This is a genomic window from Paenibacillus sp. FSL R10-2796 (genome assembly GCF_037965315.1).
In the GTDB taxonomy this organism is placed as follows: Bacteria; Bacillota; Bacilli; order Paenibacillales; family Paenibacillaceae; genus Paenibacillus_AQ; species Paenibacillus_AQ odorifer.
Genome location: NZ_CP150178.1, coordinates 3,344,701 through 3,361,544, shown reverse-complemented (window position 1 = coordinate 3,361,544; position 16,844 = coordinate 3,344,701). Strand labels below are relative to the sequence as shown.

Below are 16,844 nucleotides of genomic sequence, written 5' to 3'. Positions count from 1 at the left end.
ACATTTTAGTATCAAAACCCTCATTAAAGTCATTACGGATTTATATTGTCTCTAATAAACCCGAAAAAAGAACGGATCTTTACTCCGTCTTCATCGTTTTTGCCAAATCTGCAATTTTCGTGTTCTCTAAGTACTGCTCCATCTGTCGCTCAGCGTCAATCACAACCTGTTGAATCAGACATTCACTTCCGTGATCTAGACTGCATTCAAAAAAGGAAGCCGTTCCTTCGATTGCATGGATAATATCCAAAAAAGAGATTTCTTCCGACTTGCGTCTGAGACGATAACCACCATTAGCACCAGGTGCAGATTGAATCAATCCAGCCTTCACTAGCTTAGTCATCATTTTGGACAGATAGGTTTGGGAAACACCTAACTTCTCAGCAAGCAATTGAACACCCACCGGCTTATCAGACGCCACCGTCACCATATAGAGCATTGCATGAAGTGCATAATCTGTCGCTTGGGAATATTTCATTCAGCACCTCCATTAACGACTTTAGAAATCTATGATAACTCTAACATAGCTAAAAGGCAAGTTTGTTCGCTTTTTAAAAGAGAAGAAGCTCAAGAACCTTTGTCCCAAGCTGGCTCATTTTTCCCTTCAAAAGTAACGATAAAAACCGGAGTTTTATTTAGATGTTTTGCTGTTGCAGCGTATTATTTTTTCCAGAGCATGTTCTGAAAATAATTCAAAATTAGGGTTAGTCATTAATAAATACTCAGCCTTAATATTCTTAACTGTGACCATCCGAATGAACTCCCCTCAACTAAATTGGAGTATACTCACCACTAAACTCAAATTCATAGTCATTAGCGATACGGATATAGCCATATACGCAATGCCAGCGATCTCTGTAGAAAACACTGGAATAATTCTGATTATCCCTATTTCCTTCAGCAACTAAGATCTCCTTGTCATCGCATGCTAAAACAATACCTGTATGATCGTGAGGGTCATTAGTTAGCAATTTTTCATAAATCACAATATCACCACGTTGAGGAGTAAACCCCTCTTGCCCGTCAAAATAAAAAAATGCGGTCTCAGGTAGTTGCGCCCACTCTAACCAAGCCCCTACGCCAGCTAATCGAAAATCAGCATTCGGATATCGAATCGGCAGCAGAAATCCAGCTTGCATACAGCAGTAATATACAAATGCTGCGCACCAATTGTTTTGTAATACTTTATAAATCGCTTGGTCAGGCCAATATTTACAGATTTCTCGATATCGTTCGTTTCCTGGTATTCCAACAATGTTTTCTTTTCCAAATGTTTCAGCAATATTAGCTAACTTACCTCGTTTATCCGTAGGCTGGAGAACTTCAGCCCCGCTACTGTAATCTACCTTTTCCAAAAAATCCTCTGGGATCGTCATTTCACGAAGTACATTCCGAAGTCTAGTATTGTCCTGAGGCATTAAGATACAATTCCTATTCTGAAAATATGATTGTAGAACTTGAGCATCCTTTAGAATCTCTTCATAGGGACCCTGAACTTTATTCCTGTCCCCTTGATGGAAGATTGCCTTTAGAATTTGAGTCAGCTCTTCTTTGGTAAACATATTCAAGTCTCTTAATAAAGGCCTTACGGTATCAGCACTGTTGGGACCTGGAAATTCCTTGACTCCGGTTTTGAAGAAATAATAATTATGAAGCAGTCCTATAATGGCTGCCAATTCCTGATTTTGTTCTCTTTTCATGGCAAGCAATGAAGCGAAACTAGAAACTCCGTACAGGTGAACACACGCTTCCTGTTTCCATTGTTCGCTACCTATAGACATGATCATTTCTTGAACCAGCACACGCACACTATCGAGGCGCTGGTTCACTTTTGTTATCAGTCGTTGAGTCACTGGAAACCTTCCCTTCCGTTACTACTCAGCTGTAATAATATCAAAACTAATACTGACATGAATCTTTTTATTAATTCAGTCCCTAATGACTTCCTTTTTATGTCCATCCTTGACGAACTCCACACCAAAATAATCGGTATTACCGTTCGCCCCGAATTCAGCAATTCGAGCGTCAGACTTACTCTCAAAGTGAATGTTATGTTTAATATTAGATCTTGGTAACAAGGTAATCTCTTGCGGCTGAACCTCTGCGAATGACCAGATCCCTTGAGGATTACCGTACTCTCGAAAGATTGGACGGATCATAACGGTTTCATTTTGCCCGCCATAGTTGATTAGCCTGATTGTACATTGAACCTGCACAATATCCTCTTGAGTACCGTACATACAGTGCGAATCTTTTTCCAGAAAATCCACAACTTCAATTCCATCATTGTTCATATTCACAAGATAATACAATCGTTCTGTTAGAAATGGATATAATATAATGAAAATGATGATAGCAAGCAAAACGGTTCTGCCTACATATTTTTTATAACACTGTCTAAAGTGCTTTATAGTTAAACTCCCACTGAAAATTAACAAAATGATCCCGAATATTGCTGAATAATGTAAACCATGGTTTGTCGCAGGTTCGCTCCAAGGCGGAATTCCAATGGTTCTGAAGAGGTAATCCCCAAACATAGTACCCTGATGTGTGATTCCCACAAAAACTAAAGAAAACAGCAAAAATAAAACAGCTATCCAACCTTTACCCTTGGTCATTTCATCCCTCCCAACCAATAACAGTTATGTCTTCTCTATCCTCTAAGGAAAGATTCCTATGCATATGCAGTTCAATTTTTTTACCGCTAAAACTCAAAGTGTAATCAACTACGTAAGGGGTTTCAATGTAATATACCGTGAGGATTAATTTGGAATCATCATATTGCCAGCTTGCAGATGTACAAACTTCCTGCTCACTAAGGGATAAGTCTTTAATAAATAAACTTTTTGCATGGGTAGGCCTTAAAAAATCGAACGGAAATTCATCTAAATGATCGTCGTAAAGTAAAGAAAAACTAAGGTGCTCATCTTCAAACTTCAGTGTTAATTCTTTGATTTTATGCTTATTATCTTCAAAGATATAAATTCCACTGTACGATCTATAATCTACTTTAACTATCCTGTTTACTAAGGAGGTAAATGTAGGAGGTTTTATAATGTTAGATGCAACCGTTGGCCAATCAAAGTTCAGTAATTTTGCATATATGATATCTAAAAAATCCTGTAACTTCTTCATCTCGGTAAAACTTGAAGTTGCAGCAATCACAATCTCTTGACTCGGATCAATGAAACACAATTGACCAAAAGCTCCATTCCCCATCTTACATCCATTCCTGCACATAAAGAACTGATAACCATATCCGTTTGACCAGTCAGCCTTATTTTGTCCCCAACGATTATCGCTTTGTTCATTTAGCGCCAGCTTTAAATAATCTTTCGAAACAATTCTACGACTATTGTAAACCCCTTGATTGAGGAGCATCTGGCCAAATTTCGCGATTCCATCTGTTGGTATGCTTAGTCCCATTCCACCAGCAACAATTCCTAACGGGCAAGTCTCCCATTCTGGTCTTTCTATGTCCAATGGCGTAAATAATCTTGGCATTAAAAAATCAACAAGATTTTCTCCAGTCGTCTTTTCGATAATAGCCGAAACCATATAAGTGGCGTGTGTATTGTAATTGTAATAACTTCCCGGTTCATCTTCTACGTCCAAAGCTAAAAAGGCACGAACCCAATCATTTTGCTTGGCTATCGCACCATAGATACTATTGTTATGTCCTGTATTCATGGAAAGAAGATGATGTATCGTCATCTTCTCTAAATTAGGTGAAATTGAGCTAGGAAGCTGATCCGGGAAAAAAGAAACCACTTTATCCGTTAATTCAAAATAACCGTTATCCCATGCTATGCCTGCTGCAATAGATGTAAAGCTCTTGCTTAGAGAAAATAAAACCTGGGGAACGTTTTTGCGGTACGGTTGACGATAAAACTCGGTAATAACTTCTCCCTTACGTAATAGCATAAAAGTATTAACCGGTAAATCAGATCGTTCAAGTTCTTCATAAAACTTAGACAGCGCTTGGGTCAAATTCTCTGGATTATCCATTTAAACCTCGCTTGTCGTTATATTTTGAGTTTTTAATAATTCTCAGGTAGAGCACTAAGTCTCGTGTCAGGTCTCCTCCATTTGTTCATTTAGACGGCAACCTTGTCATACTTAACCTAAAGACTTGTTATACCAAAAATAATCTTCAACGTTTTACGACTCTTCTTACATATTTTCAAGCCTTGTTTTAAGTCTAGAATGATTACAGTTTTGCCAATCCAAATCCTGAAATATAACGAGCGGAACTTTACCGGTTTCATTATGCCTTTTTCTTCATATTCCGTTCCATCCTCTAACTCCGTTTCAGTTCTAATTAGCCATGTATTGCCGATACCAAATTCGATATACTTCAGAATCTATCTCCCCCCGTACAAGAGCTGCTTTTATTGCTCAATAGTTTTTATTAGATAAAGGCAGAGATCATCGTCCACACAAACATGTGCCCCAGGCTCAACAGGCTTATTATCGTACATGATTCCCCGCCCATCAGGGATAAAACCACGCTTTATATACATCCGTTGTGCGGTTCCATAGTCAGCGTATAATCCAAATCCAATACCAATAGTATTAGATATAGTAAAAGCATCTTTTTCAAGAGCTTCAATTAATACACTTCCTACCCCACGTTTCCTAAATGGCGGGATGACGTCAAAGTTTTGAATTTCAGGTATATTATTCTCTGCAAAATAAGGATATTCCGACCTGTATACCACATGTCCCCATCCAACAAACTCATTTTCACAAAAAGCTAAAAGTGTAACTCGCTTTTCATTTTGATTTTCTTGCCAACAACGTTGGACATAATCAAGAGGTTGGCTTACGTCATGCTCAGATAACCCCGTATGTATAATATCAATATCGTTTTGTGTCATTCGACGGATTTGTAAAGGTAAGGCCATAATATAATTTCCTCCTAACTTATTAAATGAGTCCATTCCTATATTAACATACTAATTAGGATTAATCTGGTAAAAAACAATTATTGTTAAACTACCCTGTCAGATAAAAGAACAGGCTGCCGAATATACCGGCAGCCTGTTCTGATTTTGTTATTTTTTTATTTCTTTAAGGTAAAAGTCATATAATTGATCAATAGATGAACTTGAAAAGATAGACGTGGCTTGTTCAATTTTCTCACGTTTCCAATCGAACCAGCACATTTCCTTTAACTTTTCGATTTCTTGATCTGTAAACCGTTGCTTGATCACTTTAGCAGGATTGCCGCCCACTATCGTATACGGTGGGACATCCTTTACAACAACTGATCCTGCCGCAACAATAGCACCTTCGCCTATTTTCACGCCGGGCATAATCATTGCATTCATCCCAATCCAGGCATCACTAGCAATGTTTGTATCCCCTTTGGATTCGTAAGAGTTTGCAATCTGGTCTACAAAAGGATACACGGTAATCCATTCAGGATGATGATTGTGATTCCCACCCATGAGAATAATTACACCACTAGCAATACAAACATAATTTCCTATAATCAATTTATCTAAATGCCAACCATAATCTTCACTGGGATTAAACAACTTTCTTGATTGTTCATCACCCCAAAGGTATCTGACACACCCATCTTCAAAATCAAGATTATCGTAATAACCAGAGTAGTAAGAGTACTCTCCTACCTCTATCATTGGGTTGGTGACAATATCCTTTAAATACTTAGTTTCAGACCAGTGGCTGAACTGATGTTGTTTCATTTTCTTTCCCTCGCTTCTAAGTAATGTAATTCATTTATACTTAGAAGCTTGATGCAGTAGCGACATTCTTAAACCTTTTCAAACGACGAACCATCGTCCTCATCCTTTTCCTAATTGATGCCGTCATTGTAACAAACGAATGATTTATTCGTCAAATCAACCGTATTGTCCGAACTCAGCTCAATTATGAATTTATCGGATTACGGCTAGCCTTAACATGTTTAAGCTGGGCAACTATAATGACGCTAATGATCACTAGAAGGAACCACGAACTGATCTTACTGAAACTAACCAGTTGCCACGTTTGATATTGATCAGGATATTTCCATGCATTAAAAAATGTAGCGATATTTTCAGCTAACCAGATAAAAAATCCTACAATAAAAAAGGCCAGTGTCAAGGGCATTCGATAGGTAACCGTCCGTACCCTATAAGTGATCCATGTTTTCCAGAAGACAACAACCACAAGCGCTGTCAGCCACCAACGAAAATCAGGAATGAAATGATGTGTGAAAAAATTTAAATAGATGGCTCCTCCCAACAATCCCGCTGAAGCAAGCCCCGGCCAACCGGTCATATCCATTTTCAATCTTCGCCATATCTGGCACATAAAGCTTGCGACACTTGCATACATAAATCCACTATAGAGGGGTACACCAAACACCTTCGTAAACCCTGGCTCAGGGTATGCCCATGAACCCATCTTTACCTTATAGATTTCCAGCAATAAACCAATAACGTGGAACACACAGATTACTTTTATTTCATCCAGTGTCTCTAATCCAGTACGGTACATGAGGTACTGCACTGTAAGCAGTATTAGAAGAATGGCATCATAACGGTAAAGAAAAGGCATTTCTATTATGTTAGAAAGAGCTAAAGTCCCAAAAATCGCAACAGGAAATATACAACTCATCGCCTGATGATATCCGAAATGCAGTAATTGTGTTATTGACTTCATTCTTATGTTTCCTCATCATTTTTGTATTCTAATAGATCTCCAGGCTGACATTCCAAAGCCTTACAAATTGCCTCTAACGTTGATAATCGCACCGCTTTTGCTTTTCCATTTTTCAATATAGAAAGATTAGCCATTGTTATTCCAACTCTCTCCGAAAGCTCAGTAACACTCATTTTTCTTTTAGCCAGCATCACGTCGATATTAATTATAATCGCCATTGTTTTCACCTCAGACAGTTAAGTCATTTTCTGATTTTATATCAATAGCTTCTTTTAAAAGCTTTTGTAGAACTGCAGCAAAAACGGCAATCACCATGGAGGCAAAAATGATAATCAAGCCGATGACTATAATCCCTGGGGCATCATCTTTCTCCGCCATGAGGTAAAAGAGTGGCATACCAACTACATACAAGCAACTGATGATGATTGCACAATATTTTATTTTCTTTAAAACCTGTACAGACATTTCCGAGAAAGCATTGTTCTTGTCAATATAGCCTAACAGTTTAAAAGCTTGATACAGTGCAAAGTAAAAAGGTATCGCCGAGGCATACAAATCAATGGCAATGAGATATTTCAATAAACTATAATCCGGATACAGTTCTGCTGCGAAACTCGCTATTTCCGGCACCACAAATATGCACAAGGCAAGCACCGGGATACCAATAAGAATAACCGCTGCCCTTAAAAAAAGTGTTGATCCTCTTTCCATAATAAACACACCTCACAGATTTATTGTGAATTGAATTTATCATATTATTTATCGTTTTACAATATATTTTAATCGATATACAGTTATTATTGGTTGTTTTATAACTTTCGACTAAAAAGCCGAGCTAATTGACTTTTGAAGTCACTAGCTCGGCTTATTTCACCTTTTCATATCTCTTTATCTCTATTTTTCTATTCTACAAGTAATTCTAATACTGACCGAGATCGATAAAATTCAAATCCATGTTAGCTTCATCTTCAGCCTGATTTGCAGCTTCTGTTGATACTGCTTTTCCTTCGTATTCAAGGTTACCGCTTGTCAAATTGAATACATATAGACGATTACCTTTGAAGTACTTATTATCCATATTCTTATAACCCACAATATAGAGATAGTCTTGTTTAAAATCATAGGTAATGTTTTCACTTAAATCTATATTGGTATTCTTCAGAGTAGTCTCATATTCTTTACTCACGAGATCGTAAGAAATAACAGTAAATCCTATATTCTCCTTACCCGATACAGCTTTTTGCAGGAAATAAATTTTCTGTCCATACGCATTCATAATATTATTCAATAACATTTCATGCCCTTGGAACGCGAGCGGCGAGATTTGTCCTGTTGCAACATCTACTTGATATGCCTTTTTATGATTATCTTTACTAACCGTTAAAATCCATTGATCCGAGTGATCCAGATTTTGATTGGCTAACCTAACGAATTGATTATCCCCATTTGCTGCTTCAGATTTAGCTCCTGGTAATACGAGCGGCTCATTCGTAATCTCCTTTGTTGTTAGATTAACACGGATAATCTGCGGTTCAGTTACATAACCTTTGGCGCCGTGATTCAAAAACACCATTGCAACAAGCTCTTGATCAACAAGCTGTACATTTTGTACATAGATATCTGAAACATCATGATCCACATTGATATCGGATCTGATTTCCTGCGTATTATCCTTTTGCTTATTAAGCACAGAAATACTGAGTCTAGCATTTTTCTTCGCTGATGGATCATTTGATTGCTGCTTATCTACGGTCCAATTCACGTAAGCAAGCATATCCTGATTTTCATAGAACCCAGCTAAGTTCTTCTTCCCACGCATGAACTGACGATGCTGATCCCTCCATTTATCCAATTGTGTGTTCACTGGTCTTCGGTTTAAGCTTTGGCTGATCGTTAACTTTTCATCTGGATAATCTGTACCATTTGTAGTGATATTAGCTCGTTTGATGCCAAAAACACTATCCTTAGTCAGATAATTTCCGTATAAGGCTATACCTTCAACGAGGGAAGCATCCCCTTGAACCATCGTCAGCTTATAATTAGGTAGTGTCTCTTGTGAGGCCTGTACATAATACGTCCCGATTGTAACAACCGAGAACACTACAAGAACGGCGGTAACCATATATTTTCTCATTCCTTAACCTCCATACCCCTTCAATTATACCGATATTTTCTTACGCAATAGATATAAGCTGTACCAAAGCGAACCTCCAGCAATAATCACTATTAATCCGAGACAAGCACCTATGATCTCTCCGGGATAGAAGTAGCTATCATATCTGCTATAACCCATAAGATAGGGTATTGAGGCTAATCCAGCCAGAACCGCTAAGTATAATATGATAAAGCCGATCCCTTTCAGTCTGTAGCTCCGCTCCATTAGAATCGCTGTGAACAAGACGATCAAGCCCGTAATGCCCAGTCCATAATATAGAACAAACTCAGAAAAGTAGGGCGGAACCAGAACTTTAAGCACAGTAGGATACTTCAAATAATCAAATACCGAGATGTTCCGATATAGTTCAGCAGGAAGAATCGACTGTGCTATCAAACGCTCCAGTGGCACAAGCACAATTTGCAGGGCAACAAGTCCAAATGCGAATAGCAAGATCGTAACCAGCTTGGCAAAATACAAATTCGCCCGATTGGATGGCAAGGTGAGCAGGCGATATACTATCGTATTTTTACCTCTCCAGTCACGGTACCAGATGAAGCAGCTATATATTAGCAACACTGTTATGCTCAAAAATATGGGTCCGAAATATAGAAGTCCATTATAGCGAGCATACATCATACTGTTTAGCTGAATATATCCAGTCACATTGTGATATTGCTCAAGCGTCCATTGATTCACTCTCATTGCCTCATTCGCAGAATCCAGCCAATGATTAGCACCGATGGTGACTGCTGCAAGCTGCAAGGCAACTGTCAGCACCATGAGTCCAATATATATTTTGGCAAATCGGTTCATTTCAAAATTCAATAGCTTCACAAAAGCTCTCATTTCAAGTACACCTCTCTCATTACGTCCGTAATGGACTTACCTTCCTGCTCGCGAACTTCTTCACAGTAGAATTCACGTTCTACCTTCCCGTGCTGTAGCAAGACCGCTTTATCAATTAAATGCTCAATATCGTTAATTTCATGAGTTGTAATAATCACACCACGATCCTCGATCAATTCACTCGTGAACACATCAGTAATTTGCTCGCGGCTGAACATATCAATTCCCGAGAACGGCTCGTCCATTAGGATGTAATCACAATCCAAGGCAAGTCCCAGCAACAAATTCACCTTCGCAGCCATCCCTTTCGACAATGAGGATACGCGATCTGAAGAGCTCAGTCGGAAGAACTTAAGCATTTCCTTTGCACGTTCAGCGTTCCAATTCCGATAAAAGTCAGCCATAAAGCTCAAGCAATCAGCAATTCGCATATTAGAGGGCATCGTTAACGAATCTGGAATGAAAGTGATTTTCTCATACATCGCAGGCGTTAGTGATGCGTTATCGATTAAGACTTCCCCTTTGAATGGTGTCAGTCCCATGATGGACTTCAGCACTGTTGACTTCCCGGCACCATTGATTCCGATCAGGCAGGTAATCTCTCCCTTGGCAGCAGTGAAGCTAACGCCATTTAGTACCTTCTTGAATCCATAATTCTTTACCATCTGATTCACTTGGATCATCTTGTGTCACCACCCTCTGGAGATAACTTGCGCTCGGATGTATATTTTGTCTTTATGATCTCTACCAGTTCTTCAACTGGAATTTGAATATTCTGAATGGAGCTGATGAATATATCCACTGCACTTTCGATTAATTCAGCTCGAATCGAGTTTAGGATTTGCTGATCCTGTGTAATTCGGCTCGGGGAATTCCCTTCTGTTACGATCAAACCCTGTTCCTCCATTTCCTTATATGCCTTCTGCGCCGTGTTCGCATTAATCTTCATTACTGATGCCAGTTCACGCCGTGAAGGAATTTTGTCTCCCGCTCCGATTTGCCCTGTGGCGATCTGTTCCTTGAAATGACGCACAACTTGAATATATACCGGCTCACGAATATTAAAGCTGACGCCTGATTTCTGTTCTTCTGTCATACAACCAACTCCATATACTAAGTGTGTGTACTAAGTGGTTCATACATCTCATTTATGTACTATACGTGTAATACACTTTTGTGTCAATAGTTCAGATTTGAGCAAAAAAAAAACTGCCTCTCGGCAGCTCTTTTATTACTAAAACACCTTTTGATTAAAAACATGTTCTTTTCCACCTAAACCCAGTGTATCTGCTGTTGTAGTGTGAATTTTCTGCAGAAGCACGGGATTATCCATTAGTGACAAGCCATAAGAAGGAATCATTTCTTTTATTTTGGGTTCCCATTCTTTTATATATTGAGGGAAACATTTGTTAAGCACTTCAAGCATCACGTGAACAGCCGTAGAAGCTCCAGGGGAAGCCCCTAACAATGCTGCGACCGAACCATCAGCGGCACTAATAACCTCCGTACCAAATTGAAGTGTGCCTTTGCCAGCTTCTGTATCTTTGATAACTTGCACACGCTGACCAGCTACAACAAGATCCCAATCTTCAATTTTGGCATTGGGGATAAACTCTTTCAGTTCTTCCAGACGTTTTTCTTTCGATAACAGCACTTGTTCGATCAGGTATTTTGTTAATGACATGTTTTTAGCACCTGCCGACAGCATTGTTATGAGGTTATCCGGTTTTACAGAAGTTATTAAATCAAACATTGAGCCCGTTTTTAAGAATTTAGGTGAGAAGCCGGCAAATGGCCCAAATAGAAGCGATTTTTTATTGTCGATAAATCTTGTGTCTAAGTGCGGTACGGACATTGGAGGGGCTCCAACTTTAGCTTTGCCGTATACTTTGGCATGATGCTGCGCAATAACTTCCGGATTATTACACACCATAAAAATACCACTTACTGGGAATCCTCCAATATGTTTTCCTTCAGGAATACCGGATTTCTGCAGTAAGTGCAGGCTTCCTCCCCCGCCACCAATAAACACAAATTTCGCTGTATGTTGTTCGATGTTACCGCTGGCATTTCTGATTTTTAGATCCCATAAGCCAGCACTATTGCGTTTCATACTATTGACACTATGTTTGTAGTGAAGATCGACGTTTTTACTCTTTAAATGCTCAAATAAGATACGCGTTAAAGCACCAAAGTTAACATCCGTTCCAGAGTCAATTTTTGTAGCCGCAATGGATTCATTCGCAGGACGATTTTGTATAATAAGCGGAATCCATTCCATCAGTTTTTTAGAGTCAGCGGAAAATTCCATCCCTTGGAATAAAGGATTTTTTGAGAGCGCTTCAAATCTTTTCTTTAAAAAAGCTATATCCTTCTCCCCTTGCACCAAACTCATATGAGGTAACGGCATAATAAAGTCCTGGGGAGTATGTATCAGCTTGCGATTTACAAGATAAGACCAAAATTGCATCGAAAGCTGAAACTGTTCATTAATCTGAATAGCTTTGCTAATATCTATAGATCCGTCTGGCTTTTCAACAGTATAATTAAGCTCACAGAGCGCCGCATGTCCGGTTCCTGCATTATTCCATTCATTAGAGCTTTCTTCCCCTGCTTTCTCAAGCTTTTCAAATACTTTAATTTTCCATTCCGGTACTAATTCCTTCAAAAGTGTTCCTAAAGTCGCACTCATGATTCCGGCACCAATTAAAATGACGTCTGTATCAGTTGCACTTTTGCCCATTATTACCATCCTTATCCCCTGAATTTTGCAGAAAGGATGTGGGCGCTCCTTCTTAGGCGTCACACCTTTTCTGTATCAATTATAACCTTATCATGGTGTAATACAATTATTTATAAATTTAATATCTACTATTATATGAAAAAAATAAAATATTTAAAAGCTTGTAAAAAAGATAGAAATAAGTCCTCAAGATTTAAGGAACAAAAAAAGGCTGCATCATGCCCTGTTCTCATTGTAGACAATTCCGTTTTGATAGCCCAACCCCACTATTGTTTTTTGAATTTCCTGATCTACTTTTCTTTTAAAAGTTGCAAACTCTATTGTGGTTAAGCCGATTGGAAGCTCTTGTTCTATAAATGAATCAAAATCGATCGCCGTTTTGAAAATACGAAGCTTATGCAGAAAAGGTAATTGCTCCATTCCCGTCAAATGAGCCAATGTTTTGCAATTCATAATCGTTAGCTCTTCCAGTGCCTTCATCTGCTGATCAAAGTTAATCTCACGTAGCTGGATTTGATCTTCAATCACAAGCTTTTTTAACGCACGAAAAACCGAAATATTACTCAGGTCATGAAAGCCACGGACTCTACAAATTTCCAGGCTCTCGATTTCATTTTCTTCGATGTCCTGAATATGTTCTCTGCCTCCAAGTAAAATACGTAGGTCTTTCAATTTCTTTAGCCGATTAATAAAATGTAAGGGTTTGTTGCTGATGGAGTGCAGCGCGAGATAGGTAAGATCCTCCAGATCTCCAATAGCATCAAGGTTTTTAACCTTACCTATAACATGCAACTGTTCTAAACGGGAGAATTCTTTTAGGTATTCCAGATTAAGCATCTTTTTCTCCGAGCTAATATTTAAAATACTTAGAGACCGTAACGTATCTATACTCAGAATTTCCGGATTTTCAAGCTCATATATCCCCACGCTCAGACTATACAGGTTATTCAGCTTAGCCAATACGTTCGTGTTATGTGCCTGGTGAAGACAATTCAGCAGCAGCATTTTAACATTTGGAATCTGCAGGAGTGTCTCACAATCAAAGGATACAGAATAGTGGCCATAAAAACGCACTCCAAAATTTTCATCAAAACGCGCGCAAAGCTCATTTACTTCATCCAGAATCGAACCATAGGTCGATGGATCAGAGAACTGGACAATAACTTGGTTGCCGCTGTACAAGTCTTGCTGAATCTGAACTGGATCTAGTGAAATAGGATCATTGATCAGAATCCTTCTTTTCCATGTAACACTCATTCCTAATCCCTCCTACTTGCCGTTAATCATCAGTGTATATTTATTGTAAATCTACGAATTACTTACCCAAGAACATAATTACATAAATCACCCCCATGGACAAGCTACCAAGGAAGGTTACAGGTTATTTAGAGTTTCGTTGATTTAGGAGGATTGAGTACAAGTGTTTTACATTAAAATACAATAAGCTGTATCATTCGTAGATTACTCTACTTTTGATACAGCTTATTTATCATTTATTCAGCCTTCTGCGATGAACTATAAATCCCCGCCACCAACTCCAGCGCTTTTATCCCTTCAGCACCATCCAACCAAAACTTTTGACCCCTGGCGACATGCTCATAGAAGTCCTCAATCAGTCTCTTATGCCCGGTGCCCCAATAGGATTTACCTTCCGTGGCACTGAAACTAGGCTCGCACAGCAAGGTTTCCTTTCCATCCTTCCAAAGATATAAATGATCTCTGCGGAGGTTGATAGTACCCTTTTCAAAAACTAGCTCCAGCTCCACTGGAGAATTCTCCAGATAGGTATTTGTACCATAAAAAAGCCCTCTGACATTACTAGTGAAATCGATGCAGGCATGGGCGGTATCTTCTACCTCTATGACCCCATTTAGCACATCCGTGGTAATACTCCCTTTCACCGATGCCACCTCTCCACCAAACCACTGAAGTAAATCCAGTGTATGAATGGTTTGGTTAATTAGCAGACCTCCACCTTCCGTAGACCAGCGTCCTCTCCAGTTACTATCGCTATAATAACTTTCGCTACGGTGCCAGGTCACGATTCCTTTCATACAGAGCAGCTTCCCATATATTCCTGAGTCAATCACCTGCTTAATATACATCGAGGCATCATTATAACGGTTCTGAAACACCACACCAAGCTGACCTGTGCTTTGCTGTGCGGCTTCAAGTATTCGTCTGGCTGAAGGAAGATCTGCCGCCATAGGCTTTTCGGTAAGGACATGTTTTCCTGCTTGTAACAACTCCGTAGCCATCTCTGCATGTAAATAATGAGGCGTACAGAGATGTACAACATGAATACGGTCATCCTTTAAAATTTCTCTATAATCATTAGTGGCTTGGCAATCATATTCATTAGACGTCTGCAATGCTTTATCAGCATCAATATCTGCAACCGCAAGTAGTCTCACACCATCGATGCCTGTTAATGTTTTTGCATGAAGAGGGAAAATGGCTCCGCATCCAATAATGGCTGCTCCAAGTTCTTTCATCTATATTACCCTCCGTTCATCATTCCATCGTTATCTGAGTATTGCTGGGGTTAGATTGATCGCTTGCTCTTGAGCCTTCAGACATAGCTCGGCAGCTTTGAACACATGGGTCTGTGTCATCGCCAGCTCTGTCCGATTCAGACAGTCAAGGATTAGCTCACCAAAGAAAGGAAAACCAACCTTCCCTGCTACATGCTCATAATGTTCCCCTTCCCCATTGACCCAGTACACATGATCCGGTGTATTTGAACGACTTATATCAGTATATTTACGCAGTTCAATGTATCCTTCAGTCCCCATAATCATCGTGCGCCCGTCTCCCCAAGTGCCCAGCCCATCAGGGGTAAACCAATCCACGCGAAAATATTGTGTTGCCCCATTGTCCCCTACAAGAGTAGCATCACCAAAATCCTCTAATTCGGGATAAGTCGGATGATTGTAATTGGCCACTTTACTATGAATAACCGAAGCATCCTGACAATCTGCATAATATAAAAATTGTTCTATTTGATGACTGCCTATGTCACATAGAATCCCACCATATTTCTCCCTTTGGAAAAACCATTCCGGCCGGTTAGGAGCATTTAGACGATGTGGCCCTAATCCAATGACTTGCAGGACACGGCCAATAGCGCCTTGTTGAATCAGCTGCCCCGCATAGATAGCGCTTTCAACGTGAAGGCGTTCACTATAGTAGACCATATATTTCTTATTGGTTGCAGCTGCCATTGCTCTAGCGGATTCAAGCTGTTCCAGGGTCGTAAAAGGGGCTTTATCCGTAAAATAGTCCTTACCGTGAGCCATTACTCTATTGCCTAAAGGTCCTCGTTCAGATGGAATTGCGGCCGCTGCAATTAATTGTACTTCGGGATCTTCCAGAACTTCTTCCATTGATCCGGCAGCTTTGACACCGGGATATTTACTAATAAAATTTCTGACCTTTTCCTCGTCCGGATCATATACCCATTTCAGCTCTGCCCCTGCCTCAACCAGTCCGTTACACATCCCGTAAATATGACCGTGATCTAGGGCAATAGCGGCAATGATGAATTCCCCCGCCTTCACTACGGGTTTGGATTCATACGTTGGTGCATAGGTCATCCCATTTTTTCGATTCATAGAAACCCTCCTTCTATTAGTATTACTCCATTCTATAAGGTATTAAGAAGATACCGCAGACTGATCTCCAAGCTTTCAAAAGGATCACGGCGGCAAACATCCTGCTCCACTACGAACCATTCAACACCCGTTTCGCGACAGACATTGATAATTTCTTTATAGTTCATATTCCCTTCACCGATTTCAGCAAAGATCTGTTTTCTATTAACAATCGCCATATCTTTTAAATGCACTACCTGCATTCGACCTGCAACTTTGCGTATCCATTCGGCTGGACTCCCTCCGCCCGCTTGAACCCAATATAAATCCAGCTCAAAACCAACGGCAGGATCAGACTCAGTGAGCAGAATTTCCATGCCAGTCAATCCATCAAACCGTTCAAATTCAAAATCGTGATTATGATAAACAAATTGCAGATCATGTTGTTCTTTTAGTGTAACTGCAATGCCCGACATCAGCTTGGCGAATTCACGGTAACCTTCTTGCACCGTACGGAATTTTTCCGGTAAACTTCCTAGTCCAATATTTTTGCAGTTCCACAGCTTATGTTCAGCGGCTAAAGCATCTAAATCGTTCACTAGCCGATCCCAAGACACATGGGTTGCACATATTGCCAGTCCTGCTTTATCTGCATACTCTTTTACGAGCTTCGGATCGATTGGTCCGATGCCTGAAATCTGAATAGCTTCATAACCCATAGCAGAGACCTTTTGAAAAGTAGATCTTAAATCCTCCGCAGTTTTAGTAAAATCACGTAATGTGTACATTTGAGCAGCAATGGTTGAACGATTCATATGATCTTTCCTCT

At 39.6% G+C, this 16,844-nt stretch carries 19 protein-coding genes; all 19 read right to left on the bottom strand.

Annotated elements, in window-relative coordinates; all coding sequences use genetic code 11:
- Positions 1-79 precede the first annotated feature (79 nt).
- The 19 genes from NST58_RS15385 to NST58_RS15295 all read right to left on the bottom strand — a co-directional run bounded on the left by NST58_RS15385 (position 80) and on the right by NST58_RS15295 (position 16,830).
- Positions 80-478 carry an Rrf2 family transcriptional regulator gene (locus NST58_RS15385; RefSeq protein WP_036678138.1) on the bottom strand — a complete coding sequence of 133 codons (399 nt, stop codon included), beginning with the start codon at positions 476-478 and terminating at the stop codon, positions 80-82.
- Between the two features lie 292 nt (positions 479-770).
- A complete protein-coding gene (locus tag NST58_RS15380; RefSeq protein WP_256721000.1) occupies positions 771-1,853 on the bottom strand; it encodes a CHAP domain-containing protein in 1,083 nt (360 codons plus the stop codon).
- 75 nt (positions 1,854-1,928) lie between these two features.
- Positions 1,929-2,618: a hypothetical protein gene (locus NST58_RS15375; RefSeq protein WP_076302003.1), complete on the bottom strand. Its 690-nt coding sequence runs from the start codon at positions 2,616-2,618 to the stop codon at positions 1,929-1,931.
- A 1-nt stretch (position 2,619) separates the two neighbouring features.
- Positions 2,620-4,008, bottom strand: a complete 1,389-nt coding sequence (locus NST58_RS15370) for a serine hydrolase (protein WP_076302002.1) — start codon at positions 4,006-4,008, stop codon at positions 2,620-2,622.
- A 116-nt stretch (positions 4,009-4,124) separates the two neighbouring features.
- Entirely contained in the window at positions 4,125-4,361 is a 237-nt protein-coding gene (locus tag NST58_RS15365) for a DUF3977 family protein (protein ID WP_076280541.1), read from the bottom strand.
- 30 nt (positions 4,362-4,391) lie between these two features.
- Entirely contained in the window at positions 4,392-4,907 is a 516-nt protein-coding gene (locus NST58_RS15360) for a GNAT family N-acetyltransferase (RefSeq protein ID WP_076185895.1), read from the bottom strand.
- A gap of 150 nt (positions 4,908-5,057) precedes the next feature.
- Positions 5,058-5,714 (bottom strand): CatB-related O-acetyltransferase, encoded by a 657-nt coding sequence (locus NST58_RS15355; protein WP_339248631.1) that lies wholly within the window; start codon positions 5,712-5,714, stop codon positions 5,058-5,060.
- A 184-nt stretch (positions 5,715-5,898) separates the two neighbouring features.
- The gene (locus NST58_RS15350) at positions 5,899-6,675 is read right to left on the bottom strand and encodes a DUF817 domain-containing protein (protein ID WP_076194264.1); all 777 of its coding nucleotides are present in this window, start codon (positions 6,673-6,675) and stop codon (positions 5,899-5,901) included.
- Between the two features lie 2 nt (positions 6,676-6,677).
- Positions 6,678-6,893 (bottom strand): helix-turn-helix transcriptional regulator, encoded by a 216-nt coding sequence (locus tag NST58_RS15345; protein WP_076129351.1) that lies wholly within the window; start codon positions 6,891-6,893, stop codon positions 6,678-6,680.
- A 10-nt stretch (positions 6,894-6,903) separates the two neighbouring features.
- Complete coding sequence (locus tag NST58_RS15340; protein ID WP_038570783.1) at positions 6,904-7,386, bottom strand: DUF2975 domain-containing protein; 483 nt, start codon at positions 7,384-7,386, stop codon at positions 6,904-6,906.
- A gap of 208 nt (positions 7,387-7,594) precedes the next feature.
- Positions 7,595-8,809 (bottom strand): hypothetical protein, encoded by a 1,215-nt coding sequence (locus NST58_RS15335; protein WP_339248629.1) that lies wholly within the window; start codon positions 8,807-8,809, stop codon positions 7,595-7,597.
- Positions 8,810-8,833: 24 nt separating this feature from the next.
- Positions 8,834-9,679 (bottom strand): hypothetical protein, encoded by an 846-nt coding sequence (locus tag NST58_RS15330; RefSeq protein ID WP_248548200.1) that lies wholly within the window; start codon positions 9,677-9,679, stop codon positions 8,834-8,836.
- Positions 9,676-10,362 (bottom strand): ABC transporter ATP-binding protein, encoded by a 687-nt coding sequence (locus NST58_RS15325; RefSeq protein ID WP_339190920.1) that lies wholly within the window; start codon positions 10,360-10,362, stop codon positions 9,676-9,678. Before NST58_RS15325 ends, NST58_RS15330 begins: the two co-directional genes overlap by 4 nt.
- Positions 10,359-10,775: a GntR family transcriptional regulator gene (locus tag NST58_RS15320; RefSeq protein WP_076129346.1), complete on the bottom strand. Its 417-nt coding sequence runs from the start codon at positions 10,773-10,775 to the stop codon at positions 10,359-10,361. The genes NST58_RS15325 and NST58_RS15320 overlap by 4 nt, the downstream gene beginning before the upstream one ends.
- A 138-nt stretch (positions 10,776-10,913) precedes the next feature.
- Positions 10,914-12,422 (bottom strand): malate:quinone oxidoreductase, encoded by a 1,509-nt coding sequence (locus NST58_RS15315; protein ID WP_076129345.1) that lies wholly within the window; start codon positions 12,420-12,422, stop codon positions 10,914-10,916.
- 216 nt (positions 12,423-12,638) lie between these two features.
- The gene (locus tag NST58_RS15310) at positions 12,639-13,679 is read right to left on the bottom strand and encodes a hypothetical protein (protein ID WP_076129344.1); all 1,041 of its coding nucleotides are present in this window, start codon (positions 13,677-13,679) and stop codon (positions 12,639-12,641) included.
- Positions 13,680-13,915: 236 nt separating this feature from the next.
- A complete protein-coding gene (locus NST58_RS15305; protein WP_076194274.1) occupies positions 13,916-14,917 on the bottom strand; it encodes a Gfo/Idh/MocA family oxidoreductase in 1,002 nt (333 codons plus the stop codon).
- 30 nt (positions 14,918-14,947) lie between these two features.
- Positions 14,948-16,036: a Gfo/Idh/MocA family oxidoreductase gene (locus NST58_RS15300; protein ID WP_076278977.1), complete on the bottom strand. Its 1,089-nt coding sequence runs from the start codon at positions 16,034-16,036 to the stop codon at positions 14,948-14,950.
- Positions 16,037-16,068: 32 nt separating this feature from the next.
- Complete coding sequence (locus NST58_RS15295) at positions 16,069-16,830, bottom strand: sugar phosphate isomerase/epimerase (protein WP_339248625.1); 762 nt, start codon at positions 16,828-16,830, stop codon at positions 16,069-16,071.
- Between the last annotated feature and the right edge of the window lie 14 nt (positions 16,831-16,844).